The organism is Pseudomonas sp. MPFS, assembly GCF_022537035.1.
Taxonomy (GTDB): domain Bacteria; phylum Pseudomonadota; class Gammaproteobacteria; order Pseudomonadales; family Pseudomonadaceae; genus Aquipseudomonas; species Aquipseudomonas sessilinigenes.
In genome coordinates, this window is the sequence record NZ_CP066123.1 from 3006534 (window position 1) to 3026888 (window position 20355).

19 protein-coding genes are annotated in these 20355 nt (G+C 63.7%); 7 read left to right on the forward strand and 12 right to left on the reverse strand.

Going from position 1 to position 20355, the window contains the following annotated elements:
- Positions 1–126 precede the first annotated feature (126 nt).
- The 5 genes from I9018_RS14070 to nudC all read left to right on the forward strand — a co-directional run bounded on the left by I9018_RS14070 (position 127) and on the right by nudC (position 4786).
- Complete coding sequence (locus tag I9018_RS14070) at positions 127–828, forward strand: response regulator transcription factor (RefSeq protein ID WP_068588340.1); 702 nt, start codon at positions 127–129, stop codon at positions 826–828.
- A gap of 4 nt (positions 829–832) precedes the next feature.
- Positions 833–2131: an ATP-binding protein gene (locus I9018_RS14075; protein ID WP_241109830.1), complete on the forward strand. Its 1299-nt coding sequence runs from the start codon at positions 833–835 to the stop codon at positions 2129–2131.
- Positions 2132–2232: 101 nt separating this feature from the next.
- Positions 2233–3009 carry a class I SAM-dependent methyltransferase gene (locus I9018_RS14080; protein WP_241109831.1) on the forward strand — a complete coding sequence of 259 codons (777 nt, stop codon included), beginning with the start codon at positions 2233–2235 and terminating at the stop codon, positions 3007–3009.
- A 127-nt stretch (positions 3010–3136) separates the two neighbouring features.
- The gene (locus tag I9018_RS14085; protein ID WP_241109832.1) at positions 3137–3949 is read left to right on the forward strand and encodes a crotonase/enoyl-CoA hydratase family protein; all 813 of its coding nucleotides are present in this window, start codon (positions 3137–3139) and stop codon (positions 3947–3949) included.
- A gap of 6 nt (positions 3950–3955) precedes the next feature.
- Entirely contained in the window at positions 3956–4786 is an 831-nt protein-coding gene (gene nudC / locus I9018_RS14090; RefSeq protein ID WP_068588351.1) for an NAD(+) diphosphatase, read from the forward strand.
- Here nudC and I9018_RS14095 read toward each other — a convergent pair.
- From I9018_RS14095 to I9018_RS14105, 3 genes are all read right to left on the reverse strand, one after another.
- On the reverse strand, positions 4754–5533 hold the full coding sequence (locus tag I9018_RS14095) for a TSUP family transporter (RefSeq protein WP_068588353.1): 780 nt from the start codon (positions 5531–5533) through the stop codon (positions 4754–4756). The genes nudC and I9018_RS14095 overlap by 33 nt on opposite strands.
- Before the next feature lie 129 nt (positions 5534–5662).
- Positions 5663–6898, reverse strand: coding sequence for an acyl-CoA dehydrogenase family protein (locus tag I9018_RS14100; protein WP_241109833.1), 1236 nt, complete (start codon positions 6896–6898; stop codon positions 5663–5665).
- 245 nt (positions 6899–7143) lie between these two features.
- Complete coding sequence (locus tag I9018_RS14105; RefSeq protein ID WP_241109834.1) at positions 7144–8118, reverse strand: transposase; 975 nt, start codon at positions 8116–8118, stop codon at positions 7144–7146.
- 412 nt (positions 8119–8530) lie between these two features.
- Between I9018_RS14105 and sfnG the strand changes: the two genes are divergently transcribed.
- Positions 8531–9616, forward strand: coding sequence for a dimethylsulfone monooxygenase SfnG (gene sfnG, locus I9018_RS14110; RefSeq protein ID WP_068588358.1), 1086 nt, complete (start codon positions 8531–8533; stop codon positions 9614–9616).
- A 151-nt stretch (positions 9617–9767) separates the two neighbouring features.
- Here the strand turns inward: sfnG and I9018_RS14115 are convergent, their stop codons facing one another.
- Together I9018_RS14115 and I9018_RS14120 are read right to left on the reverse strand one after the other, a co-directional pair.
- On the reverse strand, positions 9768–10247 hold the full coding sequence (locus I9018_RS14115) for a nuclear transport factor 2 family protein (RefSeq protein WP_241109835.1): 480 nt from the start codon (positions 10245–10247) through the stop codon (positions 9768–9770).
- Positions 10248–10305: 58 nt separating this feature from the next.
- On the reverse strand, positions 10306–10869 hold the full coding sequence (locus tag I9018_RS14120; protein ID WP_124348347.1) for a TetR/AcrR family transcriptional regulator: 564 nt from the start codon (positions 10867–10869) through the stop codon (positions 10306–10308).
- A gap of 182 nt (positions 10870–11051) precedes the next feature.
- Between I9018_RS14120 and pssA the strand changes: the two genes are divergently transcribed.
- Positions 11052–12395, forward strand: a complete 1344-nt coding sequence (gene pssA, locus I9018_RS14125; RefSeq protein WP_241109836.1) for a CDP-diacylglycerol--serine O-phosphatidyltransferase — start codon at positions 11052–11054, stop codon at positions 12393–12395.
- A gap of 171 nt (positions 12396–12566) precedes the next feature.
- On the opposite strand, the gene I9018_RS14130 is transcribed toward pssA, so the two are convergent.
- From I9018_RS14130 to I9018_RS14160, 7 genes are all read right to left on the reverse strand, one after another.
- Positions 12567–13751, reverse strand: a complete 1185-nt coding sequence (locus I9018_RS14130; RefSeq protein WP_241109837.1) for an MFS transporter — start codon at positions 13749–13751, stop codon at positions 12567–12569.
- Between the two features lie 137 nt (positions 13752–13888).
- Complete coding sequence (efeO, locus tag I9018_RS14135; protein WP_241109838.1) at positions 13889–14713, reverse strand: iron uptake system protein EfeO; 825 nt, start codon at positions 14711–14713, stop codon at positions 13889–13891.
- A 33-nt stretch (positions 14714–14746) separates the two neighbouring features.
- On the reverse strand, positions 14747–16060 hold the full coding sequence (efeB, locus tag I9018_RS14140) for an iron uptake transporter deferrochelatase/peroxidase subunit (RefSeq protein WP_241109839.1): 1314 nt from the start codon (positions 16058–16060) through the stop codon (positions 14747–14749).
- A gap of 18 nt (positions 16061–16078) precedes the next feature.
- Positions 16079–17278, reverse strand: coding sequence for an iron uptake system protein EfeO (gene efeO / locus I9018_RS14145; RefSeq protein WP_241109840.1), 1200 nt, complete (start codon positions 17276–17278; stop codon positions 16079–16081).
- Positions 17279–17286: 8 nt separating this feature from the next.
- Positions 17287–18135 (reverse strand): iron uptake transporter permease EfeU, encoded by an 849-nt coding sequence (efeU, locus tag I9018_RS14150; protein ID WP_068588379.1) that lies wholly within the window; start codon positions 18133–18135, stop codon positions 17287–17289.
- Between the two features lie 355 nt (positions 18136–18490).
- The gene (locus I9018_RS14155) at positions 18491–19783 is read right to left on the reverse strand and encodes a glycosyltransferase (RefSeq protein ID WP_241109841.1); all 1293 of its coding nucleotides are present in this window, start codon (positions 19781–19783) and stop codon (positions 18491–18493) included.
- Between the two features lie 75 nt (positions 19784–19858).
- Positions 19859–20218, reverse strand: a complete 360-nt coding sequence (locus I9018_RS14160; protein ID WP_085598234.1) for a response regulator — start codon at positions 20216–20218, stop codon at positions 19859–19861.
- Positions 20219–20355: the final 137 nt, after the last annotated feature.

Genomic DNA, 20355 nt, shown 5'->3' on the forward strand with positions numbered 1-20355 from the left:
CGCTGTGTGAAAAAGTGTGAAGCAGGCGCGCCGGCACGGGCCGGGGCGTATATCCTTGGCGCCTTGCTTGTCCGGTATCCTGATAGACGCCGGTACTGTGTATTTCTTCAAAAAGACCTTTCTTCCATGGCCAACATCCTCCTTGTCGAAGACGATCCCGCGCTCTCCGAATTGATTGCCAGCTACCTTGAACGCAATGGCTACCAGGTCAGTGTCATCAGCCGTGGCGACCAGGTGCGCGAGCGAGCCCGGACCAGCCCCCCGGACCTGGTGATCCTCGACCTGATGCTGCCGGGCCTGGATGGCCTGCAGGTATGCCGGCTGCTACGAGCGGATTCGGCCAGCTTGCCGATCCTGATGCTCACCGCCCGTGACGACAGCCACGACCAGGTCCTGGGCCTGGAAATGGGCGCCGACGACTATGTGACAAAACCTTGTGAACCGCGAGTGTTATTGGCTCGGGTGCGCACCTTGTTGCGCCGCAGTAGCCTCGGTGAGCCGCAGACGGCCAGCGATCGGATCCTCATGGGCAACCTGTGCATCGACCTTTCAGAGCGTACCGTGACCTGGCGCGAGCAACTGGTGGAGCTGTCCAGCGGTGAATACAACCTGCTGGTGGTGCTGGCCCGGCATGCTGGCGAAGTATTGAGCCGCGACCAGATCCTGCAGCGTTTGCGTGGCATCGAGTTCAATGGCACCGACCGATCGGTGGACGTGGCCATCTCCAAGCTGCGGCGCAAGTTCGACGATCATGCCGGCGAGGCCCGCAAGATCAAGACCGTGTGGGGCAAAGGCTATCTGTTCAGCCGTTCCGAGTGGGAATGTTGAGTCCATGCTACGCATCCTGGTACGGCTGTACCTGATCACCATCGTCGCCTTCAGTGCGGCGATGTACCTGGTCCCCGACCTGGTGATCAAGGTGTTTCACCAGCGCTTCATCGACTACAACCTGACCAAGTCCCGAGGCCTGCAGGAGTTGATTGCCAGGCAGTTCCGTTCCCAGCCACCCGCCCAGTGGCCGGCGCTGGCGAAGACGATGGACGAGGACTTCCACCCACTGCAGATCGCCCTGGTACGCATCGACGACCCTGATTTCAGCGCCGACGAACGCGCCCGGCTGCAGGCGGGCAAGAAGGTCGTGCGGGTGGGCGACTGGGGCTCGCGAACGCTTGCGGTTTCGCCGCTGCACGACCAGATGGCGGTCAAGCTGGTGATGCCGCCGGACCCCCTGGACGTCAATTTGTTGTACTGGAGCATCAATGTCCTGATCGGTGCGGTGCTCCTGGCTTGCCTGCTGCTGTGGGTCAGGCCTCACTGGCGTGACCTGGAGCGCCTCAAGCGCACCGCCGAGCGCTTCGGCAAGGGGCACCTGGACGAGCGTACGCAACTGCCGGCCAGCTCCAACATCGGCAGCCTGGCCCATGTGTTCGACACCATGGCCGGGGACATCGAAAAGCTCCTGAACCAACAGCGTGACTTGCTCAATGCGGTGTCCCACGAGTTGCGCACGCCCCTGACCCGGCTCGACTTCGGCCTGGCCCTGGCGCTGTCCGACGACTTGCCCTCGGCCAGCCGCGAGCGCCTGCAGGGGCTGGTGGCGCATATCCGCGAACTGGACGAACTGGTGCTGGAGCTGTTGTCCTACAGCCGATTACAGAATCCAGCGTGCCTGCCGGAGCAGATCGAAGTGGCCCTGGATGAGTTCATCGACAGCATCCTGGGCAGCGTCGACGATGAACTGGAGTCGGATGTGGTCATCGACGTGCTGCTGTACGGCACCCTGGAGCGTTTCACCCTGGACCCGCGCCTGACCGCGCGGGCCCTGCAGAATCTCTTGCGCAATGCCACCCGCTACTGTGAAAAACGCATCCAGGTCGGGGTGCTGGTGGGGGAGCATGGTTGCGAAATCTGGGTCGACGATGATGGCATCGGCATTCCCGACGATGAGCGGGAGCGGGTCTTCGAGCCTTTCTATCGCCTGGATCGCAGCCGTGATCGTTCCACGGGCGGTTTCGGCCTGGGCCTGGCCATCAGTCGCCGCGCCCTGGAGGCCCAGGGTGGCACGCTGACCGTCGAGGCCTCGCCACTGGGGGGCGCGCGTTTTCTCCTGAGCCTGCCCACGTCGCGCTAACGCGTCAGCCCCGGCAGTGTGGTGCTGACATTAATTTCATGTGGCCGGCGGCGTGCAGGGGTTATTCTCAACGGCGCTTTCCCCTGACCAGGAGGTGCCTCATGAACGACCGGCCCATTCATCATGCTGCGGCCGATGGCTACAAGCAGGCGGCCGATACCTATGCTCGCGGCCGACCCGGCTATCCGCCTGAGCTGGAACCCTGGTTGCGCCAGGTGCTGGAGCTGCAGCCGGGCAGGGTAGTGGTGGACCTGGGTGCCGGTACTGGCAAGTTCACTGCACGACTCCTGGCGACCGGCGCCCAGGTGATTGCCGTGGAGCCTGTGGCGCAGATGCGTGCCAAGCTGGCGCAGCAGTATCCCGATGCCCAGGTCTTGAATGGCAGCGCCGAGGCGATCCCGCTACGTGACGCCTCGGTGGATGTGCTGGCCTGTGCCCAGGCCTTTCATTGGTTCGCCAGCCACCAGGCCCTGGATGAAATCCACCGGGTGCTCAAGCCCAATGGCAAGCTGGCGCTGGTGTGGAACCAGCGCGATGCGCGAGTGCCCTGGGTGGCGCACCTGGAACGCATCGTCAATGCCCTGCAGGGCGACACGCCACGCTACTACACCGGGGCCTGGCGCCAGGCCTTTCCCCATCCCGGTTTCGGACCGTTGCAGGAGCAGCACTTCAGCCATGGGCACACGGGGCCCGCGCAAGATGTGATCTTCAATCGCGTGCGCTCCACCAGTTTCATCGCCGCGTTGCCTCAGGACCAACGCGATGCGCTGGAGCGACAGCTCGCCGAGCTGGTGGCCAGCGAACCCCAATTGCGGGACAGCCGCGAGGTGACCGTGCCTTATGAGACCGCTGCCTTCTACGCGATAAAGCAGGCCTGAACCGATCACCGAATAAGGCAGCAGGCCAGGCCCAGTCCTGTTTTTGGCCAATGCGCTGCCTTACGGGGCGCGGTTGCCGCTTGCTATAGTTCGGCCCTTGTTTGCTGACCAGAGAAGGATCGTCGCCATGTCCGAATACCAAGCCTTTCGTGTCGAACTCGCCGATAACATCGCCCATGTGCAGATCAACCGGCCGGAAAAAATCAACGCCATGAACGCCGCGTTCTGGACCGAGATCGTCGATATCTTCCGCTGGGTCGACGATACCGACGCGGTCCGGGTGGTGGTACTCAGTGGCGCCGGCAAGCATTTCTCCTCGGGCATCGACCTGATGCTGCTGGCCGGGGTGGCCAATGAGTTGGGCAAGGACGTGGGGCGCAACGCGCGCCTGCTGCGACGCAAGATCCTTGAACTGCAATCCTCGTTCAACGCCGTGGACAACTGCCGCAAGCCGGTACTGGCGGCGATCCAGGGCTACTGCCTGGGTGGTGCCATCGACCTGATCAGCGCCTGCGACATGCGTTATGCCGCTGCCGACGCGCAGTTCTCGATCAAGGAAATCGATATCGGCATGGCCGCCGATGTCGGCACACTGCAACGTTTGCCACGTATCATCGGTGACGGCATGCTGCGTGAGCTGGCCTACACCGGACGCACCTTCGGCGCCGAGGAAGCGCTCGACATCGGCCTGGTCAATCGCACCTTCGCCGATGCCTCGGGCCTGCTGGACGGGGTCATGGAGATTGCCCGGGAGATTGCCGCCAAGTCGCCGATCGCCGTGGCCGGCACCAAGGAAATGCTCAGCTACATGCGCGACCATCGTATCGACGATGGCCTGGAATACGTCGCCACCTGGAACGCTGCGATGCTCCAGTCCAACGACCTGCGCGTGGCCATCGCCGCCCACATGAGCAAACAGAAACCCGAATTTCTGGACTGATAGAAGATGATTGCACGCTGGAGCACCGCAGTACTCGATACCGACCTTCCCGGCGGCTGGGCCGTGGCCCGTGGCCCGGAGGGTTTTCTCTACGATGACAACGGCGCGCTGTTCCCCCGGCACTGGCTCAAGAGCCAGGACCTGCCGGTATTGGCCGAGCACGGCATCGGCCACCTCGATGGCGAGCCGGTGTACCTGCTGGAGCTCAGTGGCCGTGCCGACGTGCAAGGTTGTGGTTGGAAAGGCCTGCGGGCCTTCATGCTGGAGAGCGACCACACCCTGTACAAGGTGCTCGGTTATGCGGCGCAGATCGGCACCTGGGCCCGGGAGCACCGGTTCTGCGGGAGTTGCGGGAAACCCACGGTGCAGGTGCCGCTCGAGCGTGCCATGTACTGCCAGGGCTGCGACCTGCGGGCCTATCCGCGGATCTCGCCGAGCATGATCGTGCTGATTACCCGTGGCGACGAGATCCTGCTGGCGCGTTCGCCACGTTTCGTCACCGGGGTCTACAGCACCTTGGCAGGTTTTGCCGAGCCCGGTGAGTCGGCAGAGGATTGCCTGGTCCGCGAGGTCCGCGAGGAGGTGAGCATCGAAGTCCGCAACATCCAGTACGTGGGCAGCCAGTGCTGGCCGTTCCCGCATTCGATGATGCTGGGCTTCCATGCCGAGTACGCCAGTGGCGAGATCCTGCCCCAGGAAGACGAGATCGAGGATGCCCAGTGGTTCAATGTGCACGCGCTGCCGCCGTTGCCAGCGTCGCGCTCGATTGCCCGCTACCTGATCGACCTCTATGTGGCCCGTCGCTTAGGCCACGCTGAACCAGTGCTGCCAGGCTAGGCGCACAGTCAGGCCCAGGACCACGGTGATGAACACTGGGCGAATGAACTTGGCACCACCGCTGATGGCGGTGCGTGCCCCGAAGAAGGCCCCGACCATCACCGACAGGCCCATGCTCAGGCCGATGATCCAATCCACCTGCCCGGAAAAGACAAACACCGCCAGCGCCGCGATGTTGCTGACGAAGTTCATGCTGCGCGCCACGCCGCTGGCCTTGACCAGGTCGATGGGGTAGAGCAGCAGGCTGCTGACCGTCCAGAACGCGCCCGTGCCGGGACCGGCCACGCCATCGTAGAAGCCCAGGCTGAAGCCCTGGGTCGATTGCCATTTCTTCTTGATCGGTGCGTCGCTGTCCAGCGGTGCCTTGGGCGTGCCGCCGAACAGCAGGTACAGGCCGCAGGCGAAGACGATCACCGGCAGCATCTTGTTCAGCCATTCGGCGGGCAGGTAGTGGGCGACGATGGCCCCGGCCAGCGCGCCCACCAGGGTGCCGATGATGGCGTGCATCCACTGTCGGGGGTGGAACAGCTTGCGCCGATAGAAGGTGAAGCTGGCGGTGGCCGAGCCGAAGGTCGAGCTGAGCTTGTTGGTGCCCAGTACCAGGTGCGGTGGCAGGCCGGCGGTGAGCAGGGCCGGCGTGGTGAGCAGGCCGCCCCCGCCGGCAATGGCATCGATGAAACCGGCGATAAAGGCCACGAGGGCGAGAACGGCGAGGGTGGTCAGGTCAACGCTGAGATCGAAGGGCATGGAGTCGGCTTATTTCGGCGGGAGCGCAGGGGGCGCGAAAGTTCGACATCTTACCTGCATCCCGCGCCCTGGTGCGACTGCGACCAAGGTCCTGGCCCGACACCCTGCCAAGGGTGAGTTGCAGCCGCTTCAGGCCTTGGGCCCGTTGCCGATCTTCCAGGCGAACGGCGGTTCGGTGCCGTTGATGTGCCAGTCACCGACGATCCGCGCCTTGTAGATCGCCGGATTGTGCGATGACACGGTTCGGGCATTGCGCCAGTGCCGGTCCAGGGCCTTGCCCCGGCGCACATCCGAGGCTCCAAGGGCATTGAACAGCTCACTGGTGGCACGCTGGACGAGCTCGGTGACCGCCACTTGGGCGCTGGCCGATTCGATCTCCGCTGCCACATTGGCCTGCTGTTCCTGCGCCGGGTCCCCGGCAAAGCGTGCCAGGTAGGCCTGCTGCGCCGGCAGGGCGGCCCGCAGGGTGGCGGCTTCGGCGACATAGACCAGGGCTGCGATCTCGCCCACCACCTGCTGCACCTGGGCATCGGCACTGGCTCGTGGTGCATTGCCATGGCTATAGATGCGCTGGCGTACCCGTACCTCATGGGCGACGTCGCGCAAGGCCGCGCGGCCGATACCGGCCAGGGTCGCCAGCAGCACCAGTTGGTAGAAGGCGGTCTGGTACTTGAAGCGGGTGGCGAAGTCGATGACGTTGTCGGCCTCCACCTCGGCCTGGGTGAATCGGGTGGTGCCACTGCCGGTGGTGCGCTGGCCGAAGCCGTCCCAGTCGTCGCTCTGCTCGACGCCTGGCTGGCGGGTGCGCACGGCGGCAATCACGTTTTCACCGGTGTCGCTGCGCTGGGCGTAGACATCGATCCAGTCGGAGAAAATACTCCCGGTGCTGTAGAACTTCTCGCCGTCCAGCCGCCAGCCCTTGCCGTGGGGGCTGACCTTGGTCAGCACCTGGCCGATCTCCACCGCGCCGATTTCGGTCCAGGCGCAGCCGACGATGTCCCCCGCGACGAAGCGCTTGAACCATAGGTCGCGCCCGGGCCCTGGAGCCGCGTTGAGCCGGTCCTCGGCAAAGGCGAAGTGCCCACGCAGGGCCTGGGGCAGGTTGGCGTCGGCCGCGGCCAATTCGATCAGCAACTGGAACAGCTGGGGCAGTGAGGCACCACCGCCGCCGTACTCGACGGGCACCCGTACCGCACCGAACCCCGCCTCCTTGAGCCAGCGGATGGCTTCGTAAGGCAGCTCGCGCTGCTGCTCGCGTTCCACGGCGCCTGTGGCGATACGCTGGAAGATCGGTCGGAAGCGCTCGGCCAGGGGTTCGTAGTCGACCCCGGTGGACAGTGGATTGATTACTTGGTGTTCGGTCATGGCATGGCTCCGCAATCGGCAGGAAAAGACAAAAGGTCCTGCAGGTGATTGCACACAACATGCCGACCGTCATGGCTCCGGTTTTGCTGGCCGGGCCAGTGCCCAGCCCGCCGGCAACTGTTGCCCTGGCAACAGCCCTGCAACAAATCGTTGTCCGCGATACTTTCCCGCCTGGTTGATCGGTAGCTGGTGATCCCGGAAAACTACCGTGGTGCACTGCATCCGTGTAGATACCGTCTTGCCCGTTACCGGGCAAGCGCCAATTTCGGGTCATAAGGATGGCCCGATTTCAGCACGCCAAATACGATGTGCAGCATCTTGCGCATCACCGCACAGACGATCTGTTTGCCCGCTTTACCCTTGGCGCGCAGCCGCTCTTTCATCGCCATGAGGGGCTCACTCATGTTCATGGCGGTGATGCTGGGTAGGTACAACGCTCGGCGGATACGCCCCGAACCAGCCTTGCTGATCAGCGTGCGGTCCTTGAATTTGCCGGATTCGGCCAACTGCGGATTCAACCCCGCAAACGAGACTACGGCCCGGGCGCTACGAAACTCCTTGAGATCGCCCAGTTCGGCCAGGATCACTGACGCGGTCTTCTCGCCGATACCGTCGATGCTCAACAGCAGATCCCGTTTGCCCCGCAAGTCGGGATCATCGTCGACATGCTGCTTGATCATCTGGCGGGTCTGGACGATGTCTTTTTCGATGTGGCTGATGTGCGACTGGATCGATTCCTGAACCACCGTATCCGCCACTTCCTGGCGATTACGTTCCATCTGCAGCATCTCCTGCAGGTCGTCCAGGCGTCGCAGCAGGACCCGTAGCCGGCGGATCGCCACAGGCTCCGGCGCCCAGGGCGTCAAGGGTGACTCGTGCTTGGCCTGGGCAAAGGCGGCCAGCAACTTGGCGTCCACCTTGTCGGTCTTGTAGTTGATTCCTTCGCTTTTCTTGAAGTAATGGACCCGGGCTGGGTTGACCACGATGACTTCGTAACCCTGGTGGTACAGGTGCTCTGCCAGGGCTTCGTGATAAACGCTGGTGGCTTCCATAACGACCCTGGCGTCGGGCTGCGCATGCAACTTGAGCCACTGGTCGAGCTGGGCGAAGCCCTCGGCATTGTTGGGAATCTTGCCGCGTGTGCGGTACTTGCCGTTGGGCAGAGGCGTGGCGACATCGAATGTGTTCTTGGCGATATCGATCCCGATGACGTTAGACATATTCTCTTCCTCGGATGCGCGGGTTAAGGATCATCCGTCACTCGGTCTCAGCCTTGTTGATGCGAGCTACCGTGCGATGCAGGGCTCAGGATACCGTTCGGACTTAGCGAGTGAGGTTGAAGAGGAGGAGCTCAATCTACAGTGCAGGCTCAAGGCCTTAGCCGCTGCCCGGCTTCATTCCTCTTCCTCGATGATCAGTCGAGAACTATCGCGTGTGTAGATGCGATAGTCGAGATACAAGCCGCTGCCGCAGGCTGCGCATGGCCCGCGGGGCCACAGGGGGCACTGGATCATTGAAGGCCTGGCGGCCTTGTCGCCACCTCGCAGGCTCGGCAGCGGTGACCGCTCGCTGCGGGTTTGGCACGCATGCTGCTCGGGACCCCTGTACCTTTCCCGTCCCGAGGACCGAACCATGAGTCAGCAAGCTGTGAAATTCGCCTACTGGGTGCCCAACGTCAGCGGCGGCCTGGTGGTCAGCAAGATCGCGCAGCGTACCCACTGGGGCATCGACTACAACCGCAAGCTGGCGCAGATCGCCGAGGCTGCCGGTTTCGAATACGCCCTGACGCAAATCCGCTTCACCGCCGGCTACGGCGCCGAGTACCAGCATGAGTCGGTGGCGTTCAGCCATGCGCTGCTGGCCGCCACCAGCAAGCTCAAGGTCATCGCGGCGATCCTGCCCGGGCCCTGGCAACCGGCCTTGGCGGCCAAGCAGTTGGCGACCATCGACCAACTGACAGAGGGGCGCATCGCCGTGAACATCGTCAGTGGCTGGTTCAAGGGCGAGTTCCAGGCCATCGGCGAGCATTGGCTGGAGCACGACGAGCGCTATCGCCGCTCCGAGGAGTTCATCCGCTGCCTGCGCGGGGTGTGGAGCCAGGAGCATTTCACCTTCAAGGGCGACTTCTACCGTTTCGACAACTACAGCCTCAAGCCCAAGCCCCTGGGGCGACCGGAAATCTTCCAGGGCGGCAGTTCCCGAGCGGCCCGGGACATGGCCGCGAGGGTGTCGGACTGGTACTTCACCAACGGCAACAGCGTGGAGGGGATCAAGGCCCAGGTCGATGACATCCGCGCCAAGGCCACGGCCAACCAGCATCAGGTGAAGATTGGGGTGAATGCCTTCGTGATTGCCCGGGATACCGAACAAGAGGCGCAGGCGGTGCTGCAACAGATCATCGACCAGGCCGATCCAGAGGCGGTCAGGGCCTTCGGTGATGCGGCCAGGCAGGCTGGCCAGGCCTCGCCGGAAGGAGAGGGCAACTGGGCCAAGTCGAGCTTCGAGGACCTGGTGCAATACAACGACGGTTTCAAGACCAACCTGATCGGTACCCCGCAGCAGATTGCCCAGCGAATCGTCGAGCTCAAGGCGGTGGGTGTGGACCTGGTACTGGCGGGATTCCTGCATTTCCAGGAGGAAGTGGAGTACTTCGGCCGCCGCGTACTGCCCCTGGTACGCGAGCTGGAGGCCCAGGCCGGGCAGGACGCCGCGGCCTGATGCGTCGAAGGCCCCGTGGCCTTCATGCTTCGTGTAGCCGCTGCCCCAGGCTGCGCATGGCCCGCAGGGCCGCAGGGGCCCTGGAGCATTGCAGGCCTGGCGGCCTGGTCGCAGCCTCGCAAGCTCGGCAGCGGCTACAAGGTCGTGGCGACTACAGGCCCAGCTCGCAGAGGCCCGGGTGATCGTCCGGGCGCCGCCCCAGGGGCCAGTGGAACTTGCGCTCGCTGGCCTTGATCGGCATGTCGTTGATACAGGCGAAGCGCCGGGCCATCAGCCCCCGTTCATCGAACTCCCAGTTTTCGTTGCCGTAGGAACGGAACCAGTTACCGGAGTCGTCGTGCCATTCGTAGGCATAACGCACGGCAATGCGGTTGTCGGTAAAGGCCCAGAGTTCCTTGATCAGCCGGTAGTCCAGTTCCTTGGCCCATTTGCGGGTGAGGAAGGCCTTGGCTTGCTCCCGGTCATGGGCGAACTCGGCGCGGTTGCGCCACTGGGTATCCAGGGTGTAGGCCAGGGATACTCGTTCCGGGTCCCGCGAGTTCCAGCCATCTTCGGCCAGGCGGATCTTCTCGATCGCCGATTCACGGGTGAAAGGGGGAAGCGGCGGGCGCACTTGGGTGTTAGACGACATGGGTAGTCTCCAATGAAAGTTGCAGTTCCAACTAAGGCGTAGCACTGCTTCGGGTCGATCAGAGATCCAATAACTTTCGCGCCATGCATTGCGCATTATCGGCAGCACTGTAATCGCCCATGACCAGCGCAACGGTAATGGCACCATCGATCAGGATCAGCAGCTGTGCCGCCAGTTCCGAAGGTTGTTGCGTGCCATGTTCCTGGCAAAGTTCGACCAGATAGTCGAGCAGCTTCTGTTTGTGCCGTTTCGCTACCTGGCGCACCGGGTCTTGCGGATCACCGGTTTCACCACTGGTATTGATGAAGGCGCAGCCGCGAAAGTCTTCGCGGCCGAACCACTCCTTGAGTACGCTGAACAGCGCCAGCAGGCGTTGGGCCGAGCCCTGGGCCTTGCCCACTTCGCTGCGGTACCAGTGCATCCAGCGCTCGTCGCGCCGCTCCAGGGCGGCCACGACCAATTGTTCCTTATTGTCGAAATAGCGATAGACGCTCTTTCGAGAAACCCCGGCAGTCTTGACCAGAAGATCCATGCCGGTGGCGGCGATACCACTTTTGTAGATCAGTTTCTCGGTGACATCGAGAATGATATCGCGTGTTTCTGAGTGAGTAATTTCGTTCATGGAGCAAAGAGTAGAACGATCGTTCTCCTTGGTCAATGGGGTTGTTCGAATCATTCATCCACGCAGGAATTCGACTGCCTGTGTATCGGCCACTACAGGCTTTGTACAGGCCAGATAGAGGACTACGACCTATCCATGGTGTAAGCTCTTGCGCTCTTTGAATCTGAGCCACTGCCAACCCTATGCCGTTGCTTTTCAAGCGTTCCCTGCTGCCCAAGCTGCGCAGCTTTCCCCTGGCCCCCGATGCCTTCACCACGCTGTGTGGGGCGGCGCAGTTTCGCCAAACCCTGCTGGAGCAGATCGCCCAGGCTACCCAACGCATCTATATCGTTGCCCTGTACCTGCAGCAGGATGAAGCTGGCCAGGAGATCCTCGATGCCCTGCATGCTGCCAAGGCCGCTCGTCCCGAGCTGGACATCGTGGTGGTGGTGGATTGGATGCGCGCCCAACGCGGCCTGATCGGCGCTGGCAAGCAGCCGGGCAATTCGGCCTGGTACCAGGAAATGACCCGCACCCACGCCAGTGTGGTGCCGATCTACGGCGTACCGGTGCAGACCCGGGAGCTGTTCGGGGTCCTGCACCTGAAGGGGTTCGTGATCGACGATTGCGTGCTCTACAGCGGCGCCAGCCTGAACAACGTGTACCTGCACAAATTCGACAAGTATCGGTTCGACCGCTATCACCTGCTGCACAATCGCGCCCTGGCCGACTCCATGCATCACCTGGTGCAGCATGGCCTGGTGGAGTCGCGGGCGGTGCATCGCCTGGACCTGCCAAAGCTGCCGACGACCCGCAGCTTGCGCAATGACATCGGCGACCTGCGCAGCCGGCTCAAGCATGCAGCCTACGACACCACGGCCGGCAGCCTGGAGCGCAACGGGTTATCTGTCAGTCCGCTGCTGGGAGTGGGCAAGGGCAACCCGCTGAACCGCGTGATCTGCGAGCTGATGGCCGGGGCCCAGAAGCAGCTGACCATCTGCACCCCGTATTTCAACCTGCCATTGCCAGTGGTCCGGGAAATCAACCGGGCCCTGGAGCGGGGAGTGAAGATCGACATCATCGTTGGCGACAAGACCGCCAACGACTTCTATATCCCCCCCAGCGAGCCGTTCAAGGTCATCGCTGCCTTGCCCTATCTGTACGAGATCAGCCTGCGGCGCTTCGCCAAGCGGCATCAGAAGTACATCGACAATGGACAATTGAACCTGCACCTATGGCGCGATGGCGATAACAGCTACCACCTCAAGGGCCTGTGGATCGACGAGCGCTACACCTTGCTCACCGGCAACAACCTCAACCCACGGGCATTCCGCCTGGACCTGGAAAATGCCCTGCTGCTGGACGACCCCAAGGGGGAGTTGCTGGCGGCGCGCAGTGCCGAGCAGGCCGAGATCTATCGCCATACCCGGCGCATCGGGCATTTCCAGTCGCTGGACAGCCTGGCCGATTACCCGGAGGCGGTGAGCAAGTTCCTGCGCCGGGTCAGCCGCGTGCGCATCGAGCGCCTGCTGTACCGCATCCTCTGATCTGTAGCCGCTAGGCCCTTCAGGCGTTGGGTATCACCGTGCTCCTGCGGGGCCTGCGGCAGCGGCTACACCAAGCTCGAATCTGTAGCCGCTGCCTCGCCTGCAAGGCTGCGCAAAGGGCCGCAGGCCCTTTGCGCAAGTCGATATCGACGTAGGGCAGCGGCCAGTGGATCAGCTTTGCTTGAGTGGGTAAGGCCACAGCGCCACCAACGCCAGCAGCACTGCCGCCAGCAGATAGGGCAGGCGTGGCTCCATGGCGTAGATCAAGGTGCCGGCCATTGGCCCGACCACCGCCCCCAGGCCCTGGGCTGCGCCGATGCTGCCGGCCGTGGCGCCTTGCTCCGAGGCTTGCACCGAATTGGCCGCCAGGGCCGAGAACGACGGGAATATCCCGCCCATGCCCGCCGCCGAGACGAAGAACGCCAGCCACAGGCTCCAGGCGCTGTCCGCCAGCATCGCCCCGGCATAACCCACGGCTGAAAGCAGGGCGCCGGCGCGGATCATCCGCAGTGGCGCCCATTCCAGCTTGCGCACCACCAGTTGGGCGCAGATCAGGGCCACACCGACCATGGTCAGGGCGATCCCGGCGGTCTGCGCCGCATCGGCGGAGTTCATCTGCAGCCGGTCCATGGCATAGAAGCTCACGGTGATCTGGGCCAGCGTCACGCAGAGCATGGCGACGAAGGCCACCACCATTGGCCGGGCCAGCCGCGGATCGTTCAGGCGAACCCGGCCAGGCGTCTGGGCCAGGTGCAACTCCTGGCGGGGCAGTTGCCGGTACATCACCACCAGCGCCAGCAGTGGCAGGATAGCCATGACGTAGAAGGGCAGGCTCAGGCTGTGCCGGGCCAGCAGCGCGGCGGCGGCCGGTCCTACCACCAGGCCCACGGCGTTGGCTGCACCCAGGGTGGCCATGGCCCGGGCCCGATGCTGGGGTTCGAAGTGGTCGGCCACCAGGGCGAATCCGCCCACCGGCACCGCCGCATAGAAAGCGCCGATCAAGCCGCGGCCCAGTACCAGGCCGGCGAAGGCCACGGCGACGCTGGGCAAGGTCCGCAGGGATACATCGATGAACAGGCACAGGGCCCAGTAAGCCAGGGTGAAGCCGGCGATCCCGACCAGCAACACCCGGCGGCGGCCATAGCGATCGCTGGCCTGGCCCCAGGGGCGCGCCAGCAGCACCCAGATCACCCCGGCCACGGTCACTGCCACACCGGCATGCCAGGTTTCCAGATGCAGTACCCGAGAGATCGGGCCGATCAGCGAGACGAAGGCCATCATCGACATGGTGCAGGCCATGTAGGCCGCCATCAGCGGCAAGAGCGAGAGGGGCCTGGAGGCGGAGGGGGTGGGCATAGCTGGTCTTCCATGAGGAACATCGGGGCGTGCACGTTATCGGGATAACGCACCGCTGCCCAGGCCTAATTGCAGCGCAAGCGGGGGGAGCGATGGAGCAGGAACCGGCATGCCGGTTCCCGCCAGGGGCCGCGGAGTCAGTTCAGGCCCAGCTTGCCGCGCAGGGTAGAGAGGTCCTCGGCCAGGGTGTTGACCGGGCCCACCAGGGCCTTGCGGTCGTTCTCCTTGACCTTGTCGTAGGTCATGAAGCCACCGTCCGCAGTCTTGTACTTGGCCAGGATCTTGTTCACGGCGGCGAAGTTCTTGTCCACCTTGGCGACAAAGGCCTTGTCCTGCTTCTCGATCTGCGGACGGAACAGGTCGACGATTTTCTTCGCCCCGTCGATGTTGCCCTGGAAGTCGTAGAGGTCGGTGTGGCTGTAGCGATCTTCTTCACCGGAGATCTTGGTCGCAGCGACTTCCTCGAGCAGGGCAGCGGCCCCGCCGACCACTTTTTCCGGTGGGAAGGTCAAGCCCGCGACGCGCGCCTGCAGGTCCTTGACGTCCTTGTTCAGGCGGTCGGCCAGGTCGCCCAGGCCCTGGGTGCTGTTCTCTGAAAACAACGAGTACTCCAGGCGATGGAAGCCGGTGAAGTCCTCGGCCTTGACCCCTTGTTCATGGTCGTCGACGCGGGAGTCGATAGAGGCATCCAGGTCGCTGAACAGCTCGGCGATCGGCTCGATCGACTCGTAGTAGACCCGGGTCGGCGCATAGAGCTGCCGGGCCTTGGCCAAGTCGCCCTGTTTCACTGCATCGGTGAATTGCTGGGTATGGCTGGCCAGTTCGTCGAGCTGTTCAGTGACGTAGATCTTGTAGTCGGAGATCGGCCCCACCAGCTCCAGGGGCGCGGGGGCGGCCAGGGCCGACAGCGGAGCGTGGAGCAAGCCAAGGGTCAGCAACACAGCGAGAGGCGACTTTTTCATGGGACGTTTCCGTGGGGTTATTGTAGGGGGCGATCAGGCATTGGCCTTGGCAGCCGTGGCGGCGAGCAGCGAACGACCGATGAAGTCCTGGTCGCCCGTGACCCCCGGCAGGGTGAAGAAATAACCGCCGCCAGTGGGCTTGAGGTACTCCTCCAGGGGTTCGCCGTTGAGTCGGGTCTGCACGGTGATGAAGCCTTTCTCCAGGTCCGCCTGGTAGCAGATGAACAACAGGCCCATGTCCAACTGGCCGTTCTTGTTCACGCCATTGGAATAGTTGAACGGCCGGCGCAGGATCAGGTTCTGCTGGGTCTTGGCGGTGCGCGGGTTGGCCAGGCGGATGTGGGCATCGAGCTTGGTCACCTTGCCGTGGGGGTCCTTGGCGTAGTCGGGAACCTGGCTTTCGTGGTGGCCGTCCATGGGGGCGCCGCTGGCCTTGATCCGGCCCAGGATGCTTTCCTGTTCCTGCAGCGGGGTACGGTCCCAGCGTTCGACGAAGTTGCGGATGATGCGCACCGCCTGGTAGCTGCCGTGGGCGGCCCAGGCCGGCTCGTCGCTGCCAGGCTGGACCCAGACGATCTGCTGCATGGCCTTCTGGTCGTTGGAGTCGGGGTTGGCCGAGCCATCGCGAAAGCCCAGGAAGTTGCGCGCGCTCTGTGCCGGTTCGCCCGGCTTGGCCGGGGCCTGGGGCGGTACGCTGCCTTCCTGTTTCCAGCGTACCAGCAGCAGGTCGGGCAGGTTCTTCACGATGTCGCGCAGGGCATGGATATTGGTGTCGGCGGTGTTGGAACAGAACTGCAGGCTCAGGTCGCCATGGCAGCAGGCCGGTTCCAGGGCGTCGTTGGGAAAGCCCACCATGCGTACCAGGCGCTTGGGCTTGGCATCGGCCAGGCCGAAGCGTTCGTCGAACAGTGACTCGCCCACCGAGACGGTGATGGTCAGGTTGTCCGGGGTGACCACCGGACCGAGGATGCCGGAGTCCAGTGGCGGCAGTTTTGCGTCGACCTGGGTCACGGGTCCGCCCTGCATGAGGAAGGCGATGCGTTCGTTGAGGGTGCGGAACAGGCGCTCCAGGTCCTCGCGGTCGCTGGCCAGCACATCGAACGCCACCATCATTCCTGCGGTGGGGCGCGCAGTGACGATGCCGCTCTGGTGCTGGCCGTGGAAGTCGTTGCGTTCCTGGGTCTTGTCGCTGCTGGGGGCCACGGTCACTTGGGGCGGTGCTTGTCCGGCCAGGGCCGGGCTCGCCAGGCTGCTGCCGGCCAGGGCGACGCTGGCGGCGCCCATGCCCAGCAAGACACGTCGGCGTTGGGCGGAAAATGACGGATTGGACTGATCTGAATCGTTCATTGCGCAGGACTCGTGTCGTTACAGGCCGGAGAGGCCCAATGCGGGATCGATGCCGTCCAGGGCGTCGGCCAGGGTCTTGGCCTTGTCGGCGATCTCCTTGCGTTGCTCGCCACTGACCTGGTCGTAGCCCAGGTAGCCGAAGCCGTCGCGCAGGCTATCCAGGCGTGCGGCCAGGGCGGTGGCGGCGTTGTCCACCGGTGGCAGCACCTGGGCCGCCGACTTGGCCAGTAGCGGTCGCAGCAGGTCGATGACCTTGCGTGTGGTTTCCAGGTTGGCGGCAAAACCGCCCAGGTCGCTGTGGCTATAGCGCTCCTCTTCACCGCTGCTGGCACGCAGGTCGGCGAGGCTGTGCATGTTGCGCGCCACGATGCTCACCAGTTGTTCGGGCGGCAGGGCCTGGGCCAGCAACTGTTCCTTGAGGTTGCCGACATCCTTGGACAAGGCTTGGGCCACTGGTGCCAGGCCTGCCAGGTCACGTTGCTGGAACAGGCCGTACTCCAGGCGATGGAAACCGCCGAAACCGGGGTCCTGTTCACGCTTTTCGAAGTAATCGGCACGGGCGTTGATCGCATTGTCCAGCTCGGCCAGGCGCTGCGCGGCCGGGGCCAGGCGTTGATAGGCGGCACGGGCGGGCACGTACAGGGCTTGGGCCTGCTTCAGGTCACCGGCTTCGATGGCCTGCTGCAAGGCCGCGACGGCCTTGACCAGGGCACTGCCCTGGGTGCTCAGGTAGACGCGGAACTCCGATAGGGGACCGATAAAGGCCACCATCGATGGCCGTGCCTTGGCCTGGGCCTCGGACTCGGCGGTCGGGGTGACATGCAGGGACCCCCTGGGGTTGCTCAACAGGCCGCAGGTGATGGCGTAGTCCCCGGGCTGCAGGTTGGCGTTGATCACCTGGCTCAGGCCCGGGGCGATGTTTTCCCGTTCTTCGACCACCAGCACGCCATCGAGGATTTCCCACTCCACGGCGCGCTCCGAGCGGTTGACGATGCGAAAGCTGGCGCGGCCGGCGGGCACGGTAAGCGCATTGGGCTCGCAGCTGTGGGGGTGGATGGTCACGGTGATCTCGCCCTGGTGGGCCTGGCGCTTGCTGGCCGCCAGTTGCGAGGCGTAGTAGAACAGCCCGCCGGCGGCGATCATCACGATCACCGAGCCGGCGACCGCCCAACGCAGAGCGCGGGGCGGCGAGGCCTGAGGAGAGGCTTGCTGGGTCATGGGGAGCCTTACTGACTGGAAACGGAAGACGATGGGCCGGGCGCCTTGGCAGGCGCGGCGCCGGGCAGGAAGAACAGCACCAGGGTCACGGCCAGGTACAGCACATAGGCGCCCAGGGTGCTGATGGTGGGGGCGTCCTGGTAGCCGAACATGCCGGCCAGCACCGAGCCCAGCGGGCCGTCCATGGGCAGGCTGGCGCTGAAGTCGAAGAGCACGGTCTGCAGGTGGTTCCACAGCCCGGCTTCATGCAGTGCCTGTACCGAATTGGCCAGGATGCCGGCGGCTACCACCAGGATGAACAGCCCGGTCCAGCGGAAGAACACCGCAAGGTTCAGGCGCATGCTGCCGGTGTAGATCAGGAAGCCGACGATAATGGCCGTCACCAACCCCAGCAATGCACCGATGGGCGCGCCCGGGCCTTCACTCTGTTGGAACACCGCCAACAGGAAGAACACGGTCTCCAGGCCCTCCCGGGCGACGGCGAAGAACACCATGGCGATCAGGGCGATCACCTGGTGCCGGGAGCCGGCCAGGGCCTGGTCCAGGGAGGCTTGCAGGGAGTGCTTGATGGAACGTGCCACCTTGCGCATCCAGAACACCATGGAGCTGAGGATGCCCACGGCCACCAGGCCGACGATGCCTTCGAACAGTTCTTGTTGCTTCTGCGGGAACTCGGCGCTCATCAGTTCCAGGCCGCCACCGACCAGCAGGGCCAGGGCAGCCGCGAGAAAGACGCCGATCCACACCGCTGGCATCCACTGGCCACGGCCGGTCTGTTGCAGGTAGCTGGCGATGATGCCAACGATGAGCGCGGCTTCGATCCCTTCGCGCAGCATGATCAGAAATGGAACGAGCATTCAGCACCAGCGGATAAACTAGGTAGGGAGCTAAGTTGTAACATAATGATACTCATTGCTAAATGAAAATCGTTGACAGCCGCTGAACGGAAGCTGAACGAGATTTGTTTACCAGAATTGCCGCGCATCGGGATTCCTTGCGGTCATTGGTCCGGTATCCCCGGGCAACTTCAGTGCATGGCTAAGCACGGTTGGCCGGGCAGGGCAGCAGGCAACGTTGCCTTGGGCGGCAATGATGAGAAAGTACTCCGGTCTGGGGCGGGGAAGAGAGGCTGGCCCACTGGCCAGCCATGAAGATGAAGACGCGTTTCGAGCGGGGGAGTGTGGCGGGTTCGGGCAAGCGTTGGCCCGGATCTCAGGGACGGTTCTTCGCCTCGATCCATTGCGCCATGTATTGGGTGCTCTTGTGGTGATGGTGGCGCAGCATGCTGCCGGTGAAGTTGTCCCGGCGTTCCTGGGCCAGGTGTTGGCGGCAGTGTTGCAGGCGCTGGATCAACGCCGGGCCATGGACCTGCTGGCGGTAGCGTGCTGCCAGTAACTGGCTGCCTGCGGCCTGGGCCTGGGACCACTGGGCCTGGTCCTGATACAGGCGCACTGCCGCTGCGGCCAGGGCGGTGGCGGACTCCTCCACGGCGCCGGGCCATGGCAGGTCGGGCACGGTCATCGATTCGCTGCCTATGGGGGTGGTCACGCTTGGCGTGCCACAGAGCATGGCGTCCAGCAGCTTGCCCTTGATGCCCGCGCCGAAGCGCAGTGGTGCCAGGCAGATGCGCGCAGCGCTCATCACCTGCAACGCGTCCTCGGCCCAGTTCATGATATGGAAGCCTTGGGCCGGGTTATGCAGCGCCGCTGCCTTGGGCGGGGTATAGGCGCCATACAGGTGCAGTTGCGCGCCGGGTAATTGCTGGCGGATCAAGGGCCATACGCGGTTCTTCATCCACAGCACCGCATCCCAGTTCGGTGCGTGGCGGAAGTTACCGATGCTGAGAAAGTGCGCCCGTTGCTCGAACGGCACGAAACCCTCCGGCAGTCGTTCCAGCATCAACGGGCACCAGTGCAGCAGCGTCGGTGGCAGGCGGAACTGTTCCACCAGTAGCTCGATCTCCACTTCGGAGATCATCAGGCTCAGGTCGCAACGATAGATGGCGGCGATCTCGCGCTTGGCCAGGTCGGTCTCGGCCATGTGCTGGAACTCGTCCTGCTGCGCCTGGGCGAACAGCGGGCTGAAATCGTCTTCTGCGCTCGCGTGCTTGAGATGCTCCTTGAGCCGTTGGTGCCGCGCATGGCGCAGGCACTGCAGGTCAGAAGTCTCCAGGACCCGCAAGGCATTGGGGCAGTGTTGCTCCACGCGCCAGCCGAACTGCTCCTCCATCATGAACTGGTCGAAGAGCACGATATCCGGCGCCAGTTCGGCGACGAAGCGGTCGAAGCTGGCGTTGTTGAGCTCGATCGGGCATTCGCGAATCCCCAGGGCAACGAGGTCTTCCTTGTGTTCACCAGGATTGGCCGGGCTGCTGAAGGTCAACTCCCAGCCCTGGTCGAGAAAACATTGCAGGATCTGCATCATGTGCCCGCCGGCGGCCGAAGAGCGCGGCTCGGGCCACACGTAACCAATGATCAGGACTTTGGTCGTGGCGGTAGGGCTCATGGGGCGTGGTTCCTGGTGGGCGAGGGCAAAAAAAGGTCGCCATTAAACCACAGCCACAGGGGGCTGATACCCGCTTCAGCCGAGGATGCTGCGCACCTTGTCGCGCAGTTGGTCGATGGAGAACGGCTTGCCGATCACCGCCATGCCGCCGGGTACGTCGATGGACTCGGCATAACCGCTGGCGAACAGCACCGGTAACCGGGGACGCAGCAACAATGCGCGCTCGGCCAGCTCCCTGCCGTTCATGCCCGGCAGGCCGACATCGGTCATCAGCAAGTCGATGGCTTGCTCCTGGTCCTGCAAGCGTTCCAGCGCCGCCTCACTGCCATCGGCCTCGAGCACCGAAAATTCCAGTTCTTCGAGGACGTCGACGATCAGCATGCGCACGATGGCATCGTCTTCGACGACTAGGATGGTAGGGGCACTAGCGGGCATAGGGGCACTCTCAAGGGTTGGATTCGGTGGAACCGCAGCAGGCGGCCCTGTGCATCAGTAAATGGCGCGAGGTCACAAGTTCCCGAAACTGTACAAAAAAAATCGCTTGTACAAGTGCTGGCAAGAATAACCGCTTC

Coding starts and splice junctions, on each gene's coding strand:
- I9018_RS14070 (WP_068588340.1), top strand. CDS start 127: ATGGCCAACATCCTCCTTGTCGAAGACGATCCCGCGCTCTCCGAATTG.
- I9018_RS14075 (WP_241109830.1), top strand. CDS start 833: ATGCTACGCATCCTGGTACGGCTGTACCTGATCACCATCGTCGCCTTC.
- I9018_RS14080 (WP_241109831.1), top strand. CDS start 2,233: ATGAACGACCGGCCCATTCATCATGCTGCGGCCGATGGCTACAAGCAG.
- I9018_RS14085 (WP_241109832.1), top strand. CDS start 3,137: ATGTCCGAATACCAAGCCTTTCGTGTCGAACTCGCCGATAACATCGCC.
- nudC (WP_068588351.1), top strand. CDS start 3,956: ATGATTGCACGCTGGAGCACCGCAGTACTCGATACCGACCTTCCCGGC.
- I9018_RS14095 (WP_068588353.1), bottom strand. CDS start 5,533: ATGCCCTTCGATCTCAGCGTTGACCTGACCACCCTCGCCGTTCTCGCC.
- I9018_RS14100 (WP_241109833.1), bottom strand. CDS start 6,898: ATGACCGAACACCAAGTAATCAATCCACTGTCCACCGGGGTCGACTAC.
- I9018_RS14105 (WP_241109834.1), bottom strand. CDS start 8,118: ATGTCTAACGTCATCGGGATCGATATCGCCAAGAACACATTCGATGTC.
- sfnG (WP_068588358.1), top strand. CDS start 8,531: ATGAGTCAGCAAGCTGTGAAATTCGCCTACTGGGTGCCCAACGTCAGC.
- I9018_RS14115 (WP_241109835.1), bottom strand. CDS start 10,247: ATGTCGTCTAACACCCAAGTGCGCCCGCCGCTTCCCCCTTTCACCCGT.
- I9018_RS14120 (WP_124348347.1), bottom strand. CDS start 10,869: ATGAACGAAATTACTCACTCAGAAACACGCGATATCATTCTCGATGTC.
- pssA (WP_241109836.1), top strand. CDS start 11,052: ATGCCGTTGCTTTTCAAGCGTTCCCTGCTGCCCAAGCTGCGCAGCTTT.
- I9018_RS14130 (WP_241109837.1), bottom strand. CDS start 13,751: ATGCCCACCCCCTCCGCCTCCAGGCCCCTCTCGCTCTTGCCGCTGATG.
- efeO (WP_241109838.1), bottom strand. CDS start 14,713: ATGAAAAAGTCGCCTCTCGCTGTGTTGCTGACCCTTGGCTTGCTCCAC.
- efeB (WP_241109839.1), bottom strand. CDS start 16,060: ATGAACGATTCAGATCAGTCCAATCCGTCATTTTCCGCCCAACGCCGA.
- efeO (WP_241109840.1), bottom strand. CDS start 17,278: ATGACCCAGCAAGCCTCTCCTCAGGCCTCGCCGCCCCGCGCTCTGCGT.
- efeU (WP_068588379.1), bottom strand. CDS start 18,135: ATGCTCGTTCCATTTCTGATCATGCTGCGCGAAGGGATCGAAGCCGCG.
- I9018_RS14155 (WP_241109841.1), bottom strand. CDS start 19,783: ATGAGCCCTACCGCCACGACCAAAGTCCTGATCATTGGTTACGTGTGG.
- I9018_RS14160 (WP_085598234.1), bottom strand. CDS start 20,218: ATGCCCGCTAGTGCCCCTACCATCCTAGTCGTCGAAGACGATGCCATC.